This is a genomic window from Clostridium sp. AF22-10, from assembly GCF_003478725.1.
In the GTDB taxonomy this organism is placed as follows: Bacteria; Bacillota; Clostridia; order Lachnospirales; family Lachnospiraceae; genus Otoolea; species Otoolea fessa.
This window is the reverse complement of the sequence record NZ_QUFZ01000002.1, coordinates 124,174-141,361: the sequence shown is the minus strand read 5'-3', so window position 1 is coordinate 141,361 and position 17,188 is coordinate 124,174. Positions and strand designations below refer to the sequence as shown.

18 protein-coding genes and 1 pseudogene are annotated in these 17,188 nt (G+C 46.1%); 13 read left to right on the top strand and 6 right to left on the bottom strand.

What is annotated here, in order from left to right; genetic code table 11:
• The first annotated feature begins 102 nt into the window (after window positions 1-102).
• The 13 genes and pseudogenes from DWX91_RS02120 (at window position 103) to DWX91_RS02060 (ending at window position 13,224) form a co-directional block, all read left to right on the top strand.
• A complete protein-coding gene (locus DWX91_RS02120) occupies window positions 103-1,284 on the top strand; it encodes a MalY/PatB family protein (RefSeq protein ID WP_118472333.1) in 1,182 nt (393 codons plus the stop codon).
• Window positions 1,285-1,329: 45 nt separating this feature from the next.
• Window positions 1,330-1,893, top strand: coding sequence for a helix-turn-helix domain-containing protein (locus tag DWX91_RS02115; RefSeq protein ID WP_117795366.1), 564 nt, complete (start codon window positions 1,330-1,332; stop codon window positions 1,891-1,893).
• A 189-nt stretch (window positions 1,894-2,082) separates the two neighbouring features.
• Window positions 2,083-3,486: an HlyD family efflux transporter periplasmic adaptor subunit gene (locus DWX91_RS02110; RefSeq protein ID WP_118472334.1), complete on the top strand. Its 1,404-nt coding sequence runs from the start codon at window positions 2,083-2,085 to the stop codon at window positions 3,484-3,486.
• Between the two features lie 41 nt (window positions 3,487-3,527).
• A complete protein-coding gene (locus tag DWX91_RS02105; protein ID WP_106999861.1) occupies window positions 3,528-4,226 on the top strand; it encodes a YggS family pyridoxal phosphate-dependent enzyme in 699 nt (232 codons plus the stop codon).
• 4 nt (window positions 4,227-4,230) lie between these two features.
• The gene (locus tag DWX91_RS02100; protein WP_412693809.1) at window positions 4,231-4,695 is read left to right on the top strand and encodes a cell division protein SepF; all 465 of its coding nucleotides are present in this window, start codon (window positions 4,231-4,233) and stop codon (window positions 4,693-4,695) included.
• 193 nt (window positions 4,696-4,888) lie between these two features.
• Window positions 4,889-5,647: an RNA-binding protein gene (locus tag DWX91_RS02095; protein WP_243017791.1), complete on the top strand. Its 759-nt coding sequence runs from the start codon at window positions 4,889-4,891 to the stop codon at window positions 5,645-5,647.
• Window positions 5,648-5,668: 21 nt separating this feature from the next.
• Window positions 5,669-6,778: a 3-dehydroquinate synthase gene (gene aroB, locus DWX91_RS02090; RefSeq protein WP_118472335.1), complete on the top strand. Its 1,110-nt coding sequence runs from the start codon at window positions 5,669-5,671 to the stop codon at window positions 6,776-6,778.
• A gap of 22 nt (window positions 6,779-6,800) precedes the next feature.
• Window positions 6,801-7,325, top strand: a complete 525-nt coding sequence (gene lspA / locus DWX91_RS02085) for a signal peptidase II (protein WP_106999863.1) — start codon at window positions 6,801-6,803, stop codon at window positions 7,323-7,325.
• A complete protein-coding gene (locus DWX91_RS02080; protein WP_118472336.1) occupies window positions 7,322-8,245 on the top strand; it encodes an RluA family pseudouridine synthase in 924 nt (307 codons plus the stop codon). Before lspA ends, DWX91_RS02080 begins: the two co-directional genes overlap by 4 nt.
• A gap of 161 nt (window positions 8,246-8,406) precedes the next feature.
• Window positions 8,407-9,054 (top strand): AAA family ATPase, encoded by a 648-nt coding sequence (locus tag DWX91_RS02075; RefSeq protein WP_022358645.1) that lies wholly within the window; start codon window positions 8,407-8,409, stop codon window positions 9,052-9,054.
• Between the two features lie 144 nt (window positions 9,055-9,198).
• Entirely contained in the window at window positions 9,199-11,055 is a 1,857-nt protein-coding gene (locus tag DWX91_RS02070) for an NlpC/P60 family protein (RefSeq protein WP_118472337.1), read from the top strand.
• Between the two features lie 274 nt (window positions 11,056-11,329).
• Window positions 11,330-12,167: pseudogene (locus DWX91_RS02065) on the top strand (tRNA 2-thiocytidine biosynthesis TtcA family protein).
• 1 nt (window position 12,168) lies between these two features.
• Window positions 12,169-13,224, top strand: coding sequence for a tyrosine-type recombinase/integrase (locus DWX91_RS02060; protein ID WP_117795383.1), 1,056 nt, complete (start codon window positions 12,169-12,171; stop codon window positions 13,222-13,224).
• 262 nt (window positions 13,225-13,486) lie between these two features.
• Here DWX91_RS02060 and DWX91_RS02055 read toward each other — a convergent pair whose 3' ends face one another.
• From DWX91_RS02055 to DWX91_RS16525, 6 genes are all read right to left on the bottom strand, one after another.
• Complete coding sequence (locus DWX91_RS02055; RefSeq protein WP_118467674.1) at window positions 13,487-13,849, bottom strand: helix-turn-helix domain-containing protein; 363 nt, start codon at window positions 13,847-13,849, stop codon at window positions 13,487-13,489.
• A 277-nt stretch (window positions 13,850-14,126) separates the two neighbouring features.
• The gene (locus tag DWX91_RS02050) at window positions 14,127-14,417 is read right to left on the bottom strand and encodes a DUF4491 family protein (RefSeq protein WP_015552777.1); all 291 of its coding nucleotides are present in this window, start codon (window positions 14,415-14,417) and stop codon (window positions 14,127-14,129) included.
• Between the two features lie 172 nt (window positions 14,418-14,589).
• A complete protein-coding gene (locus DWX91_RS02045) occupies window positions 14,590-14,874 on the bottom strand; it encodes an Ada metal-binding domain-containing protein (RefSeq protein WP_118472339.1) in 285 nt (94 codons plus the stop codon).
• Between the two features lie 539 nt (window positions 14,875-15,413).
• Window positions 15,414-15,785: a DUF2500 domain-containing protein gene (locus DWX91_RS02035; RefSeq protein ID WP_106999873.1), complete on the bottom strand. Its 372-nt coding sequence runs from the start codon at window positions 15,783-15,785 to the stop codon at window positions 15,414-15,416.
• A 288-nt stretch (window positions 15,786-16,073) separates the two neighbouring features.
• Complete coding sequence (locus DWX91_RS02025) at window positions 16,074-16,676, bottom strand: Type 1 glutamine amidotransferase-like domain-containing protein (protein WP_007888235.1); 603 nt, start codon at window positions 16,674-16,676, stop codon at window positions 16,074-16,076.
• Window positions 16,677-16,946: 270 nt separating this feature from the next.
• Window positions 16,947-17,084: a hypothetical protein gene (locus DWX91_RS16525; protein WP_181357141.1), complete on the bottom strand. Its 138-nt coding sequence runs from the start codon at window positions 17,082-17,084 to the stop codon at window positions 16,947-16,949.
• Window positions 17,085-17,188 lie beyond the last annotated feature (104 nt).

The following is a 17,188-nucleotide window of genomic DNA, read 5'->3' as shown; positions in this document are numbered from 1 at the left end:
ACATTGATCGCCGACTGGTGTAAAATATTAGTTAGAATTTTTTTAAAATTATGGCTGAATTTGGAAAATTTTAACGATATATAACAGAAAGGTGGATTTTCTATGCAGTACGATTTTGACACACCGATCGATCGAATCCATACGTGGTCGATCAAACACGATTTTAAGAAGGAGAATGGAAAGGCGGAGGATATTTTACCGCTCTGGGTGGCGGATATGGATTTTCGATCGCCGGACAGCGTGGTTGAAGCGCTGAAAAAGGCAGTAGATCACGGGATTTTCGGTTACAGCCGGGCAGATGAGTCGTACTTTGATGCGGTGGCAGCGTGGTATCAGAAACGCCATCATCTGACTCTGCAGCCGGAGTGGATGACCTGCACGCCAGGTATCGTGTTTGCACTCTCGATCGCAGTGCGGGCTTTTACCCAGGAGGGCGATGCGGTGTTGATCCAGCCGCCGGTCTACCATCCATTCAGCCGGGCGATCCTCCGCAATAAGCGGACGCTGGTGGAGAATCCGCTGGTTTTAAAAGATGGACATTATGAGATGGATCTGGAAGAGTTGGAGCAGAAGGTGCTGGATGAGCATGTCAAACTGATGATTTTATGCAATCCGCACAATCCGGTTGGCCGTGTCTGGACGAGGGAAGAGCTGACCGCACTGGCTGACATCTGCCTGCGTCACCATGTATACGTGATCAGCGACGAGATCCATGGCGATTTTGTATGGCAGGGGCATGAGCAGACTCCGTATGCGTCGATTTCAGAGGAAGCATGCCTTCATTCGATGATGTGTACAGCGCCGAGCAAGACCTTCAATCTGGCTGGCATGGCGACATCAAACCTCTTTATCCCGGATCCGGAGATGCGGCGTAAATTCCGGTCGGAGCTGCTGGATGTTGGTCAGGAAAATATGAACCGTCTGGGATTGTTCGCCTGCCGTGCAGCGTATGAAGGCGGCGGGGAATGGCTGGATCAGCTTATCGGCTATCTGGCTGGCAATCTGGCACTGGTGCGCGATTTCTGTAAAAACCGTGTGCCGCAGATTCAACTGGTAGAACCGGAGGGAACGTATCTGGCATGGCTGGATTGCCGTGAACTGGGGATGACGGATGATGAATTGATGGCATTCTTCTCGGATGAAGCGAAGGTATGGCTGGATCCGGGCACGCATTCAGGTGAACAGGGATCTGGATTTATGCGCTTTAATCTGGGCAGTTCGCGCAGTGTGATTGCACAGGCGCTCGATCAGATCGAGGCGGCATGGAAAAAACGGAACGCATAATGAAAAATAGCAGAACCGTAAAAATAAAACGTTCGGAGGGATTGCATGGAATTTGAAGAAGTGGAGAATATTGGACAGCGGATCAAGGAGATTCGCAAGAGTAAATCTATCACGATCCAGAAGCTGTCCCAGTTTACCGATCTGTCAGTGGGATATCTGAGCAATCTGGAGCGGAACCAAGCAAGCCCGACGCTGAACAATCTGCAGCGCATCTGCGTGGCGCTTGGTATTTCGATCCGGGATCTGCTCAGTCCTTCCGGCGAGGAGAGAACCCTGATCCGCCAGGAGGAGCAGCAGTTATATGAATATGATGAGTACAAGCTTCAAATCCGCCGTCTGGATTTTGGAAAGAAACGCGGTATTTATGAGTTTTCAACCTATGATCCAGAGACAAAAGATACACCGCCGTCCTGGGGGCTGCATCCATACGCGGAGGTCGGAGTCATTCTGGAAGGCAAGATGGAGGTCAATCTGGATGGAACGGTTTATCTCTTAGGACCGGGCGATTCGATCTATATCAAGCCGAATCTCTATCACACGATGCGGAATGCGGGCGATACTCCCTGCCGCTCCTTCTGGCATCTGCAGATTATGGATGATTCTGTATAATTGACGGGATGAATTGATCTTGAAATTTGGACAATTCACTCGTATAATAAAGGCTGTACGTTGGGCTATACAGAATATTGCAAAAGTCCATGGCCGGAGACAAATTTGCGTGGATTTTTGTCTGGTAACTGTGAAACTGCAGAAACAGCTGCCAGAGAAGTACATCGGGAAAAGGGAGGATAGAGCTGCATGGCCAAAAACAAGAAAATTGTACGCTACAGAAAGCCATTGAATATCAATGTAGGCATGATCATTTTTGCCATGATTTTCGTCTATCTTTCTTTCAGTGTCTATACATATCTCAGGCGGGATCACGTCCAGTTTTATGAGGTCGTCGAGGGAAGTATTGTAAATAATAAAGAATACAACGGAATCCTGTTTCGGGATGAGACAGTGGAAAATGCACCGCAGACCGGGTACGTCAACTATTATGTGCGCGAGGGAAAGCGGGCAGGCGCTGGGGCGCGCGTCTATTCGCTAGATGAGACCGGCGAGCTGGGGAAATTTTTGGAAGAAAATCAGTCCTCTGGGGTGTCCCTGTCAGCAGAAAATCTGGCTGATTTGAAGAAACAACTCAGTTCGTTCTGTTTATCCTACAACGATCAGCACTTTGAAAGCGTTTACGACGCCAAATATTCTTTGCAGGCTTCGGTTGCAGAGTATATGAATTTCAATGCGCTGGGCGATATGGATGCACAGCTTCAGGCACAGGGTATCAATTACAAACAGATATCGGCGCCCCAGCCGGGTATTATTTCCTATGTGACCGATTCTTTTGAGGGAGTCGCGCCGGAGGAGGTGACGGCGGATTCGTTTGACCGGAGTCAATATACGCGGCAGGTGGGACGAGCTGGGGAACTGATCGAGGCGGGCACGCCGGTGTACAAGATCATCACATCGGAGAACTGGAGTATCGTGTTTCAGATGGATGACAAGGATAAAGAGCAGTTTGCCGATCAAGATACACTGGCGATCGAGCCGTTGGGAAGTGATATGAAATTCCGGGGAAATTATTCGATGTTTACCGGTTCCGATGGCAATCTGTATGGACGCCTGGATCTGGACCGTTACATGATCCAGTTTGAATCCGAGCGTTTTATGACCTTTGAGATCTCCAGCGAGGAAACGCAGGGACTTAAAATTCCGGTATCATCGGTGATGGAGAAGGAATTTTATACCATTCCAGTTGACTATATGACAACGGGCGGCAACGCTACTGAAGATGAGGCTGGTTTCAATAAAGAAGTTTACGGCGAAGGCGGAAAGGCGTCGATTGAATTTGTCACGCCAGAGATTTACAGCTCGACCGATGAGTATTATTATGTCGAGAAGAGCGACGATGGGCTGTTAAAGAGCGGCGATTATCTGGTGAAGCCGGATTCAAACGAGCGCTTCCAGGTAGGACCGACGGCAAAGCTGACAGGTGCTTACAATATTAATAAGGGATACGCGGTGTTCAAGCAGGTGAAAGAACTTGCAAATAGCGGTGAATATTACATTGTAGAAAAAGGAACCAAATATGGATTATCGGTTTATGACCATATCGTGTTGGATGCCAGCACCGTATCGGATGGCCAGATCGTATATCAGTAATGATATTTCCAAAATATAGAGATAAGGAAGGTGTATCACATATGGTTCAGGAACAGTTAGAAGAAGTACGTCAGAATATACGGAACGCCTGCGAGCGGAGCGGACGGAAGGTGGAGGATGTCACGCTGATCGCGGTCAGTAAGACAAAGCCGGTGCCGATGCTTCAAGAGGCATATGATGCCGGCGCCAGAGATTTCGGCGAAAACAAGGTGCAGGAGATTCTGGAGAAGGAACCGCAGCTGCCGTCTGATATCCGTTGGCATATGATTGGACATTTACAGAAAAATAAAGTCCGTCAGGTAATTGACAAGGCAGTTCTGATTCACTCCGTCGATACGGTGGGACTGGCAGAGCAGATCGAAAAAGAAGCGGTCAAACGTGATCTGGACGTTTCTATTCTTCTGGAGGTCAATGTCGCCGGAGAAGAGTCCAAATTTGGTTTTGCCCCGGAAGAAGTCGAGGAAGCGGCACGCGAAATTGCAAAGTACCCGCATGTCCACATACAGGGACTTATGACGATTGCACCATTTGTAGAGAATTCGGAAGAAAATCGTGGTGTTTTTAAAAAATTATATGAATTATATGTTGACATGAAACGGAAAAACATTGATAATGTTACTATGAATGTCCTTTCGATGGGAATGACCGGAGACTATCAGACAGCGATTGAAGAAGGTGCAACTATGGTAAGAGTCGGTACGGGCATTTTTGGAACCAGGGCAAAGATAGGAGAGAAATAGGGTTATGAGTATTCTGAACAAATTAATGGATACAATGCGTCTCACAGAGAATGATGACGATTACTTTGATGAGGAAGATTACGAAGAAGAAAAACCGGTGATTAAGAAGCGTTCTTTCGGCAAGAGGGACGAAGAGATGGATGATTACCGCCACGAGGAGGAATCTAAGCCGCGTTTTCTGCCACGTTCCTCTAACAATAAGGTAGTGCAGATGCGCCGCAGCATGGAAGTATCTCTGATCAAACCTACTTCCATGGAGGATACGAGAGAGATTTGCGATTACCTGCTGGCTGGAAAAGCTGTTGTTTTAAATATGGAAGGAATCCACATGGAGGTTGCACAGCGTATCATTGATTTTACCTGTGGCGCGACCTATCGATGGATGGAAATCTCCAGAAGATTTCCAATTACATTTTTATTGCGACACCGTCATCGGTTGAGCTGTCCGGCGACTTTCCCGAACTCTTAGCAGACGGTTCCATGAATGTTTCCGGGATGAATCTCCACTTCTGATACTGATATACTCCCAGGTTCGCTATATATCTGAACCTGGGAGTATTTATTATACAATCGGAAATTTGTGTGATTTCTGATTGTATACAGGCTCTCTGGGCAGGAGCATACTTTATATAAGCACTTTCGAACAGGAGTAGAAACACGCGATGCTGCAGGAAAAAGAAGAACAGCTTTTAAAAAAGAGAATGATAGAACTGGCCGGACTCTGTTATCAGCGCGATATACAGACAAGTACCGGCTTTTTGTCGTTAAATGAACAGGCGATCTTTCACTCGATCGAGAAGACGCTGCCGCCGGTGCGGACTTGCCTGACGGGTGGCTTTGAGGGCGCAGAGCGCAAACTTCTTTGTTTTCTGGCTTCGTATGATGATGAGGAGTTTGGACTTCCGATTGCCGTGTTGGAGGTCATTCCGGCAAACCTGCGTTACAGTGAGGCGCTGACGCACCGGGATTATCTCGGGGCGCTCATGAACCTGGGGATTGAGCGCAGCTGCATTGGGGATATTCTGATGAAGGAAAATGGCTGCTGCGTCTTCTGCCAGGAAAAGATGGCGGATTATCTCTGCCAGGAACTCACGATGGTGCGCCACACCTCCGTGATCTGCCGCAAGGCGGACGCGACGGAGCCGATCACACCGAAGATGGAGCGCGTGAGTGGAAGCGTTGCATCACCGCGTCTTGACAGTGTGATCGCGATGGTATTTTCATCCTCCCGCACGAAGATACTGCCGCTCATTGAGGGCGAAAAGGTATTTATTGACGGGAAACAGGTGACTTCCCCGGCGGTGCAGCTTAAAGAGGGCGAGATTGTATCTGTGCGCGGCATGGGAAAATTCCGCTTTGCCGGGAGCGGGGGATTGTCGAAAAAGGGACGTCTGTATGTTTATGCGGATAAATATGTGTAAAAAAGAAAGGACTGAAAACAAATGACAGAAGTAAAGAATGAGAAAATGAATCGCGTAACCGTTCACCTGGACGAGAAGGCGATCTATGATATTGTGATGACCGAAGATTTTTCGGCACTTCCGGGTGAAATCGAAAAACTCTCCATTTCAAACCGCCGTCTCTGCATCGTGACGGATTCGAATGTAGAAAAATTATATCTGAATGAGGTAAAAGAACTCCTGGCGCCGTGCTGCAAGACGGTAATTTCGTTCGTATTTCCGGCGGGAGAGGAGCACAAAAACCTCGACACCGTCCGGGATTTATATGAGACCCTGATTTTGAACCATTTTGACCGCAACGATATGCTGGCAGCACTCGGCGGCGGAGTTGTGGGCGATCTCTGCGGATTCGCGGCGGCGACCTATCTGCGCGGCGTTGCCTTCATGCAGATTCCGACGACGCTTCTTTCCCAGGTGGACAGCAGCATTGGCGGCAAGACGGGCGTTGATTTTGACGCGTACAAAAATATGGTTGGCGCGTTTCATATGCCGAAGCTGGTATTTACCAATATCAATACGCTTCAGACGCTTCCGGACAACCAGTTTTCCGCTGGTATGGGAGAGGTTATCAAACATGGTCTGATCAAGGATGCGGCATATTATGAGTGGCTGCTTGAAAATGCGGCAGATATCTGGGCGAGAAAACCGGAGGCACTCCGCAAGACAGTGACCTGGAGCAATGAGATCAAGCGTGCTGTGGTAGAGAAGGATCCGACCGAAAAAGGCGACCGTATGCTTTTAAACTTTGGTCATACGCTGGGACACGCGATCGAGAAGCTGAAAAACTTTGAACTTCTGCACGGTGAATGCGTGGCACTCGGCGCGCTGGCAGCGATGAAACTGTCGGAAAACCGCGGCATGATCAAACCGGAGGAAACAAACCGCTTCAAAGAAGCACTGGGAGAATTCCATATCGGTACGCAGGTATCCGGGCTTGAGAAAGATGCGATTGTGGCAGCGTCCAAGAACGACAAGAAGATGGATTCCGGCATCATCAAATTTATTCTTATTCATTCCATCGGCGATGCCTACGTGGATCGCACGGTAACCGAGGACGAGATGAAACAGGCACTCGATCAGGTGCTGGTATAATAGCAGGAAAGGAATCAGGTGCATGAACACGAAATTACGACAGTTCTTTATCTTTTTTATCGGGTTGGGAGTCAGCATCGGACTGGATCAGTTTACAAAACATCTGGCAGTTGTCCATCTGAAAGGGCAGAAGCCATTTGTGCTCATTAAAGGTGTGTTTGAATTTTATTATTCTGAAAACCGTGGCGCTGCTTTTGGAATGCTGCAGGGACGGCAGGGATTCTTCTTCCTGATTGCAGCGGCAGTCATTCTGGCGGTGTTGTGGGCGGTTTACCGGATGCCGGCAGGGAAACGGTATCTGCCGCTGATGTGCAGCTTGTTTCTGCTCGTATCAGGCGCAGTTGGCAATATGATCGACCGTCTGACACAGAAATATGTGGTGGATTTCCTGTATTTTAAGCTGATTGATTTCCCGATTTTTAATGTGGCAGACTGCTATGTGGTGATCGCGACTTTCTCGCTGATCCTTCTGTTTTTCTTCTTCTATTCGGATGAGGAACTGGAATTTCTTTCTTTTAAAGGTGCGAAAAAGGAGTCGGGGCGATGATGCAGGAATATCTGGTTCCAGAAGAGGCGGCTGGAACCCGCATCGATAAATTTCTGGCGGACGCCTGCCCGGATCTGTCCCGTTCCTTTTTGCAGAAACTTCTGAAAGAGAGCAGCGTGACAGCAGACGGAAAAGCGGTTAAAAGCAGTTTCAAGGTAAATGGCGGGGAAACTATCGCCTTTGAAGTTCCAAAACCGCAGGAGGCGGCGATCGAGGCGGAAAATATCCCGTTGGACATTTTGTATGAAGATTCGGATGTGATTTTAGTCAATAAGCCGAAGGGGATGGTTGTCCATCCGGCGGCAGGGCATTATACGGGGACTCTGGTCAATGCGCTGATGTACCATTGCAGGGATCAGCTCTCCGGCATCAACGGAGTCATGCGCCCTGGGATCGTCCACCGGATCGATATGAACACGACCGGCGTGCTGGTGGTGTGCAAGAATGATTTCGCCCACAATTCTCTCGCAGAACAGCTCAAGGTGCATTCGATCACCCGCGTGTATTATGCCATCGTATTTGGCAATCTGCGCGAGGATGAGGGTACTGTCCATGCACCGATCGGGCGTCATCCGACGGATCGCAAGAAAATGAGCATCCACTCCAAACAGGGGCGCGATGCGATCACGCATTACCGCGTACTGGAACGCTTCGGGGCATATACATTTATCGAGTGCCGCCTGGAGACGGGACGCACACACCAGATCCGCGTCCATATGGCAAGCATCGGTCATCCGCTTCTGGGCGATGAGGTGTACGGTCCGGCGCGGCAGCCATTTTCACTGGAAGGGCAGACCCTGCATGCGGGAGTCTTAGGCTTTATCCATCCGCGGACCGGGGAATATGTGGAGTTTTCTGCGCCGCTGCCAGCGTATTTTGAAGAACTGCTGGAGAAGCTGCGGAAAAAAGCTGGAAAGTAAAAGTAACGTGAATAGTAAGATCGTTCTGATTCGTATACACATTTTTTTCAGATAGTTTATTTCTGTGTCGCTAATAAATACCTTTTATTCCGAAAAAATGATGACTTTTCAGATAGCTTGTGTTATAATAAAGGCAGAACTTGAAAGGAGTTGAGGGAGACATGAAAAAAAATTTAGTAATTACAATCGGTCGCGAATGCGGCAGCTCCGGAAGAGCGATTGGACGAAAACTGGCGGAATCATTGGGAATCAAGTGCTATGATAAAGAGCTTCTTGCACTGGCAGCGAAGAACAGCGGTCTCTGTGAAGAGCTTTTTAAGACGCATGATGAGAAACCAACCAACAGCTTCTTATATTCACTGGTAATGGACACCTATTCGATGGGTTATAATACATCGGCTTATATGGATATGCCGATCAACCACAAGATTTTCCTGGCACAGTTTGACACGATCAAGAAACTGGCAGATGAAGAATCCTGTGTCATTGTAGGACGGTGTGCGGACTATGCGCTGGCAGATTATCCGAACGTAGTGTCTGTTTTCATCTGTGCAGATGAGGAAGTGAAGATTCAGGAATTGATGAAACGTCACAATATTACCCGCGATAAGGCAAAAGATGTGATGATCAAGACCGATAAGCAGCGTTCTGGTTATTATAACTATTATTCCAGCAAACGCTGGGGCAGCTCCAAGAGCTATAACCTCTGCATCAACAGCAGTGTCGTAGGCATCGACGGTGCCGTAGAAATTATTAAGGAATTCGCCAAAAAGAAACAAGAATTTCTTAAGATAAACGAGAACGCATAAAAGTATAATTAAAACCGGTGTGTTTGAATATCTGGTGAAGAATCAGAAAGGACGCACCGGTTTTTTGCGCCTGGATGCTTTGAAGATGAGATTGCGTTGGGGTATAAAAACAAAATAGTTACTTAAGATTTTGAATGTAGATACATGAAGAAAATGATGATGAAAGAAAGACATTCTTATATAATCCGAACGGCGCTCATGGCGGCATCGGGTATTTTATTGTGCGGGATTGCCGAAGCAGTGCGCCCGGAGGTGGATTTATCAGTCGGTGTGCCTGCTGATAAAGTTGTGATTGCAGATGGGATTTTAGACCAGGAGACACAAAATGATACAGACGAATCCTTCTGCGACCGTCTGATGAAGAAAATGGTACACCCGATTCACATGGCATCCCGATTTTTAAATGGTCTGGGAGCAGACTCGGAAGAATATATTCCGTCGGAAACGGAGTATAACCTGATGGCGCTCCGGACGGAAGAGAGCGCTGTTGATCTGTCTGATCCATTGGCGGCATTTGAGTCTCTTCCATGGTATAAACTTGCAAAACGATTCCGGAGTATGGGGACAGAAGATACCTGGGGCGCGAAGATGTACGAAGCGCTTGGAACACGGGATGCACAGTGGATATCGGAGATTTACGGGTGGATCCAGACGACACCGCTTACGGCTTCACAGAAAATGGGGCTGCTAGCTGCACAGGTACTCGGCAGCTATGATCCCTCCAATCCAGAGCATAACGCACAGGACCCGGCGAGCTGGGTAGTTCCAAATTGGAAAAATATCCGTTTCCAGATATGTGACGGAGACGGAAAGCCGACGTCCCTCGTATCCAATGCGACCGATATTTTGTCTATGGCAAATGTATATACATATAGCCTGGACTGGAAAAATACAGACCTGTTCAATACCTATATCAATCAGCTCTGGACCAGTTCCCACCAGTACCACGTGAGCATTAGCAATGTGTATTACTGTGAGGGCTGTACAGAACTGCCGGACGAGCCGGCGACAGAGGGAACAGCAGATGACGATGTGGAGAGCGGCAGTGCAGCAGGAGAGGCATCCTCGGAGGCTTTAGATGCCCAGGGCGCAGGAGACAGTCAGACAGCGGCAGAAGAGCCGTTAACGGAGAGCGAGGCGGCATCCACAGCAAATAATTATGTCAAACCGGCACAGGGACCGGGGGCTTCCACACAGGAGCAGGCAGCCGAATCAAAAGCGGCAGCGTCCCCGTCAGAGGCGACGTTCAGTGCGGAGAGCGCTGCGGCAGTTACATTAAATGAAAACGGAAAATATTGCCCGGGACATGTTGATCTGACCATTACCGTTAAGACAACCGGTCTGAAAGAGAAGCATAATCTGTTTGCACTCGATGGAACGGGAAATCAGGCTGTCGGGAACTGGCAGGGTTGGACGGAAGAAAAACAGACAGCCGCCCAGACACTCGCTGCTCAGGATTGGCAGGGAATGTACGGGATTGCCAGTTCAGAGTTTGCACTCGGGAATCCGCTGACACCGGCAGAAATTGCGTCTTACCTGGATTTACTTCCAGAGGATTTATCACCGGAGCGGCGTGCCGTTATCACATGCGCGCTCAATTCCGTTGGCAAGATTCCATATTATTATGGAGGAAAACCGAGTACAGCAGGACTTTCCGGCAATCATTTTGCCAGCGTGACAAGCCCGGATTACAAGGGACGGATTTTGTCAGGGCTTGACTGTTCTGGATGGGTCAACTGGGTATACTGGACCGCGCTTGGCAATAGAATGGGTGCCGCCAGCACCTACGAGATTGTGCGGACAGGACGGGCGATCAACAGCGCAGAGCTTCAGCCGGGCGACTTGCTTGTCCAGCTTGGCGGTGATTCGCACGTTGTAATGTTTTTAGGCTGGAACGCAGACGGAACCATACTGGGCGTACATGAATCCGGCAGTGCAAGCAATGTAACGGTCGGAAAGGTCCATACGGTCTGGCCGTATTACCGGGCGTTTTTGGATTAAGAGTTGGATGGATGTTACCTTTGTTTTTTTGCTGGTAAATGGCAAAGGCGGCATCCATCCATTTTGTGTTTAGGTTTGTTTTTATGCTGAAATACGATATTGAATAATTCATAAAATGATTTATTTACAAATAAAGGGAAACATGGTATGATAGGGAGATGGACAAAACTATTCGTGAAAGCCTACTTTATCGAATAGTTTGAAATATAAATATGTGTATGCACTTAATCTATTTGCTAAACTATTCATTCGTTATATTTGAAAGGATGTTCTCATGAAACTTCAACGTCTTCTAAGTTTAACCCGCCAGGCGGTTGATGACTATCGTCTGATTCAATCCGGCGATAAAATAGCTATCGGTATTTCTGGCGGTAAAGACAGCCTGACACTTTTATATGCTTTACAGGGCTTCGCCGGTTTTACCCGGAACCATTTGAACTTTGTGCTATTACAGTTGATCTGGGCTTTCAGGCACTTTCTCCGGAGGTTTCGAACCGGTTGTCGCCGACGCTTTCATCGGATGCGGCTGCATTTGATTTAAAACCGGTTCAGGAGCTTTGTGATGAATTAAACGTGCCCTACACGGTCGTCCCGACGGAAATCGGCAAGATTCTCTTTGAAACCCGTCAGGAATCCAATCCATGTGCGCTCTGTGCCAAGATGCGAAAAGGCGCTTTAAATGAAGCGGCACTGAAACTTGGCTGTAATAAAATCGCCTATGCACATCACCGCGACGACCTGATCGAAACCATGCTTTTATCCCTGATTTATGAGGGACGTTTCTATTCCTTCTCGCCGAAAACCCATCTGGACAAAACGGGATTGACTCTGATCCGCCCGCTGATGTATGTCCAGGAAGCCGATGTGATCGGATTTAAAAACAAATACCATCTTCCAGTCTGTAAAAATCCATGCCCGGTAGATGGAAAAACAAAACGCGAGTATGTGAAGCAATTAACAAAGAAACTCAACCATGATTCACCGGGGGTAAAAGATCGCTTTTTCCATGCGATTATTGATGGAAACAATCCCGATGGCCGGAACGGACCGATCGACACCTGAAAAATTTGATACATTCGGACCTTTCATCATCACCAAAGGAGGAATTGTGATATGGCTGCACTCTCCTACCACGAACAGGAAGACATCGAAAACACAAAACGAATCCGAGGCATTCTGAAAGAGCTGCCACCGTTCTGTACCGATTTCTTCCGCGGCATTGAACCTCGTACATCAGCGCGCACCCGGCTTGCGTATGCCTATGATTTAAAGACATTTTTTGATTTCCTGAAACAAGCAAATCCAGAGCTTAAATCAAAGAAGCTGCGCGATTTGCCGCTCTCTCTTCTGGATGAAATCAAATTGATGGATCTGGAAGAATATATGGAGTATCTGAAATGTTATTCGACCGAAAAACGTGAGGATCTGATGAATACAGAGCGGGGTATCATGCGGAAAGTATCGACGGTCAAAAGCTTTTACAACTATTTTTACCGGACCGAGCGGATTCAGAATAATCCCGCTTCTCTTCTGCAGCTTCCCAAGATTCATGAAAAAGAAATTATACGCCTCGATGTTGACGAGGTGGCGCGTTTCCTGGATGAGGTTGAGGATGGCGAATGTCTGACCGAAAAACAGAAAGCCTACCATGCAAAGACCAAGCTGCGAGATCTGGCGATGATGACGCTTCTGCTTGGTACGGGGCTTCGTGTATCAGAATGTGTCGGACTGAATATCAACGATGTTGATTTCCGAAACGGTGGTCTTAGGATTCATCGAAAAGGCGGAAAGGAAGTCATCGTATATTTTGGTGCCGAGGTAGAATATGCGCTTCAGGACTATCTCAGCGAGCGTGAACATATTGTCCCAGAGGAAGGCAGCGAAGAAGCACTCTTCCTCTCCATGCAGCGTAAGCGCATTAACGTACGCAGCGTGGAAAAAATGGTCAAAAAATACGCACAGCTCGTCACACCGCTAAAAAAGATCACGCCACATAAACTCCGCAGCACCTACGGCACGAATCTGTACCGTGAAACCGGCGATATTTACCTCGTCGCAGATGTTTTGGGACACAGTGATGTCAATACGACGAAGAAGCATTATGCGGCGCTGGAGGATGAACGGCGGCGAAGCGCAAGGAATAAGGTGCAGCTGAGAGAAATAGAGTAAAGGGCAAAAAGGCAAAAAGTAAAAAAAATTTTTAGGTAAAAAAGGCTAATTTCGTACTTTATTTCCGTGTAAAGTGAAAATAGTATTTTGCTAAAATAAAGTTTAAAATTCATATTTGCCAAGTAAAAACCGATGACCTCGACTGCTTATAGTCTATGCCATCGGTTTTCCTAGTTCAAGCACTCTCACTCTGCTTCATCTGTGTCTCAATAACTTCGTCTAAGTTGGCTGCTGTAGTTTGTTCACTCATAGCCTTCTGCCTCTAATAATAAACACTGCAAAGGTTTAAAATATCCTGCAACAGATCATACTCCATCTTTGCCTTATCATTCATTTGATAATTTATCAGAGCCTTTTGCGAGTACATCGCATCTACGCTTTGCGTTTTCGTTGAAAATTCCATCAAAGTATCCGGGCCAATGCCCAAACTGGTAAAAATTTTATTCAAATGCTTATCGAATGAGCTTTTACTATCTATCTCGCCATTTAAAATTTTATCTAAAGTAGGTCGAGAAATTTCTGCCTTTTTGCAGAACGATACCTTAGAGAATCCATTGCCACTGATGTAGTCCTTTAATTTTATTCCTGTCAGTTTTCTCATTTCAAAAAGTTCATCAAAACGCACTCTCTATCTCTCCCAGTAACAAATTGTCAATAGTTTTTTAATCACTTTTCTTAAAAAGGCAAAAAATAGAACGTATAGTAAACGCTATGGTGCGTTGACAACGTATAGATTATTTCCATACGCTCTATCTCTCATTTCGTAAACGTTCCATAGCAAGTACCTTGCCAGCCCAAAGTGCTGCAACATGGTTTTGCAAGCAATAATCCGCAACGTTCGCTCCTCCAGTATTCACCTGTAATCTCCATACCGCCATCTTCTCATCTCCCCGCTTTCTTCTTTAGTGCTTATCCACCTTCCGCTTCGGGAACCATCCTTTTGCCACTCTTTTTTCCTGTTCTTTCAGTTCCTTAATGCTCCAAAAGCAACTGACGCCCAAAACACCCAGGGAAACCGACCAAAGTATTTCCTGCATTCTTACGGATAGAATCATACACAAAATGCCCACCAGCAAAAATACCGGCCAACAGCGGCTTCCAAAGTAATACTCCGCATATATAACAATAGGATGGAACAATCCAATCAGAAAAAAGGTAAGCACACCAATCAATATCCCACTAAAATTCATCATAACTCCTTGTCCTTTTCCTTATACAAACAGCACATTATCGCAGACCGGCGCAACTTACCTTCTGCGTGCAACAGTCGCCCTCAACAGCATATCCAATATGCGCAAAGAAGAAGTATTGCAATATAGAACTACAACCTTCCTCTTCCATATTTTTTAAATATCTGACACATTTTTACGGATTGCATTTTTTACACGGATCATAACCTGCAGCAATCAGCGCATCCCTACTCTCTGATGAGGATTTTTTATTACTCTCCTTCATCTGTTTGACCGATGAACAGGACGGCCGATGAAATTTCTTTGTATTGGTATTGAGGATATAGGATTCCGTGCTGGTCTGCCGAGAAGCTGCCTGCGTAACAGCCTGTGTGGCCTGCTCTGTTTCTGCCGTCTTGTTTGTTCCAGAAGCCGAGCTGTCCCCCGTCGCATAATTGATGTTAAAGGTCACTTTACCCATTTTGAGGGATGTAAAGTGACCTTCTCTTAGTCAAATATAATGCCGTTCCTTTCTTCGCAAACCTTTACAGAAAGTACAAGCATCCATGTTTCGTTTTTGATAAAGAATCCGTTGCTTTGGTGAGCACTTATAATCGTGTGCACACACTGGGCATGTCCAACAAACAGGTGTTATGCAATTATCCAAAATCTGATCAGGATCACATAACAAATAGTTATCCAAATGGTTCCACTCATTCATTAAATCCGGATGCAATACGGCAAAGGAATTAACACCCGGAAGAACTTCTTTCATTGAACAATACACACAATCCACGTTTCCCGTTGCCATATCTCGAATAGAACTTATATATTCGCCACCACAATCAGGGCATTTCCAGAGTGCTCGGTAACATGAATTATTTAAATAATGTGACATTGGTTCTTCATTATTAGAAGACCATCGCGACATTAATTCTGGATTCGTTAACTTGAATTGACATAAACTTTTTCTTAAAATCACCTCCTCGTCTACTTCCTTTCACACTATCACCTCCAGAATCACACGCGCTCAAATGACAGATATCTCGTTCCCTGAAACGTAAGTTTCCCAATGTCGCCTTCCGCCAGCATTCCATATTCTCTGCCAGAAACCGACAGTTCCATCCGGTCACCGCTCTCTACCTGAAACGTGACATAGTAGCTGGTACTTGAAGTCGAATGGTAGCCATGAGTTCCAGACAGGTCACCCGCATTTGCATGGCTATGATGTGTGATATTTTCACGCTTTGCGACGATGGTTGCACTCACCGACAAACGCGGTGACTGATTGTTTTTATGCCATGTTCCGATTCCTGTCACAAACTGGAAGATGATCATGCCAAAAACCATTACGAAGATAATCGGAAACATAAACTCAAACAGCATAAACATATAGCTCACCTCTTCTTCATCTTTCGTCCAATGATTACTCTGAGCACAAAACATACGACAATCACGAAAAGCGAGGCAGCGATATACAGTAATGCTTCTGTATACCACGGTGCAGAATACGATTCGTATAGTTTCGGAAAGCGCTTATACCCATAGAAATCCATACCCGTTTTAATCACAATTATGTAGAAACTCGCATAGATAATATATTTTAATAAATCGTATAGTCCATCGTCTCCGCGATATTCTGTTTTAACCTTTTAGCATCGGCAAACTGAAATTTTCAAATTAGTCTTTGCAAATAACCTTTGAATCTTCACCATCAATTACAATTCCCTGACGGTTGTTAATTGGGCATAGATTCAAATCCGAAAACTCAGTCATTATTTTCTCGGTAACTTTCTTAAATGGTGCTGTAAGATAATGCGGAAGAACATAGAAATCAATCAAATCAATCCCTGCATCATCTTCTTGTGAGTAGTCCTCCGGCTTTTCATCCATTTGCTCGATATATTGGATGCTTGGAGCGCATATAATTGCGCCTGCCGACTCGCCGATCATCAATTTTCCATTTGCCAATTCCTTTTTCAGCAGTCCATCAGTTCCCGTTTTACGGAGCTGGTCCATAAGAAAGAAAGAATTTCCGCCGGTAAAATATATCACATCTGCTTCTTCAAAAACAGACTGTATCGTTGAATAAGCCTCCGTTGAAATATCAATTTCAGTTACGATTGCTCCCAACTTTTTGAATAATTTTCGAGCCGAGCCGACATAACCGGTGTAGCCTTCACGCAGTGAAGCTGTTGGAATAAATGCGACTTTCTTATTTTCAATTTCTTCCTTTATCAGACTTCCTACACTTGAAAAGTGCGAACATAAAAATAGTTTCATCAATATTCTCCTTTATAAATCCCGACTTGTTACTCACATTATATCATATTTTTTCTTCAGTTACATCCACCAAATTTTAGTACACTGCCATTCGGCTTGCTTCTGTAACCGGCATCCGTTTAATCTTCTCCTGCATTGTTTCCTTTGTATCTTCATTGATTTCTATACGGATTTCCCTTATGTTTTGATTAAGAATACCCTCTCAATGTATGAAAGGCCGGTTCAATTATATGTGTCTATTTTAATTCTGGAAACAGTTTCTCCAATTCTTCATGAAATGTCCCATTCCTTAATGGTTTGCCGCAGCGTCTCGATGGTCTGCGTTTTCTGCTCATTGATGTTCCGGTTTACAGCCTGCATTTCTTCCTCGGTTGTAGTAGATTCCTGCCAGCCTCTGTTCACGATCATTTTTCTGGATCTTCTGTTGGTTCTGGAAGTCTCCGGCTGCTTTTCCTATAACGGTATGGGTTTCCGTCTGAAACTTCCGTTCCGGATTTTTCTTTGTGGATACA

What these genes read in the sequence shown, in the direction of transcription:
- DWX91_RS02070 (WP_118472337.1), top strand. Translation starts at nt 9,199, where the DNA reads ATGAAGAAAATGATGATGAAAGAAAGACATTCTTATATAATCCGAACG.
- DWX91_RS02035 (WP_106999873.1), bottom strand. Translation starts at nt 15,785, where the DNA reads ATGTTTATGCTGTTTGAGTTTATGTTTCCGATTATCTTCGTAATGGTT.
- DWX91_RS02105 (WP_106999861.1), top strand. Translation starts at nt 3,528, where the DNA reads ATGGTTCAGGAACAGTTAGAAGAAGTACGTCAGAATATACGGAACGCC.
- DWX91_RS02110 (WP_118472334.1), top strand. Translation starts at nt 2,083, where the DNA reads ATGGCCAAAAACAAGAAAATTGTACGCTACAGAAAGCCATTGAATATC.
- DWX91_RS02050 (WP_015552777.1), bottom strand. Translation starts at nt 14,417, where the DNA reads ATGATGAATTTTAGTGGGATATTGATTGGTGTGCTTACCTTTTTTCTG.
- DWX91_RS02025 (WP_007888235.1), bottom strand. Translation starts at nt 16,676, where the DNA reads ATGAAACTATTTTTATGTTCGCACTTTTCAAGTGTAGGAAGTCTGATA.
- DWX91_RS02075 (WP_022358645.1), top strand. Translation starts at nt 8,407, where the DNA reads ATGAAAAAAAATTTAGTAATTACAATCGGTCGCGAATGCGGCAGCTCC.
- DWX91_RS02100 (WP_412693809.1), top strand. Translation starts at nt 4,231, where the DNA reads ATGAGTATTCTGAACAAATTAATGGATACAATGCGTCTCACAGAGAAT.
- DWX91_RS02045 (WP_118472339.1), bottom strand. Translation starts at nt 14,874, where the DNA reads ATGGGTAAAGTGACCTTTAACATCAATTATGCGACGGGGGACAGCTCG.
- aroB (WP_118472335.1), top strand. Translation starts at nt 5,669, where the DNA reads ATGACAGAAGTAAAGAATGAGAAAATGAATCGCGTAACCGTTCACCTG.
- lspA (WP_106999863.1), top strand. Translation starts at nt 6,801, where the DNA reads ATGAACACGAAATTACGACAGTTCTTTATCTTTTTTATCGGGTTGGGA.
- DWX91_RS02120 (WP_118472333.1), top strand. Translation starts at nt 103, where the DNA reads ATGCAGTACGATTTTGACACACCGATCGATCGAATCCATACGTGGTCG.
- DWX91_RS02115 (WP_117795366.1), top strand. Translation starts at nt 1,330, where the DNA reads ATGGAATTTGAAGAAGTGGAGAATATTGGACAGCGGATCAAGGAGATT.
- DWX91_RS16525 (WP_181357141.1), bottom strand. Translation starts at nt 17,084, where the DNA reads ATGATCGTGAACAGAGGCTGGCAGGAATCTACTACAACCGAGGAAGAA.
- DWX91_RS02095 (WP_243017791.1), top strand. Translation starts at nt 4,889, where the DNA reads ATGCTGCAGGAAAAAGAAGAACAGCTTTTAAAAAAGAGAATGATAGAA.
- DWX91_RS02080 (WP_118472336.1), top strand. Translation starts at nt 7,322, where the DNA reads ATGATGCAGGAATATCTGGTTCCAGAAGAGGCGGCTGGAACCCGCATC.
- DWX91_RS02060 (WP_117795383.1), top strand. Translation starts at nt 12,169, where the DNA reads ATGGCTGCACTCTCCTACCACGAACAGGAAGACATCGAAAACACAAAA.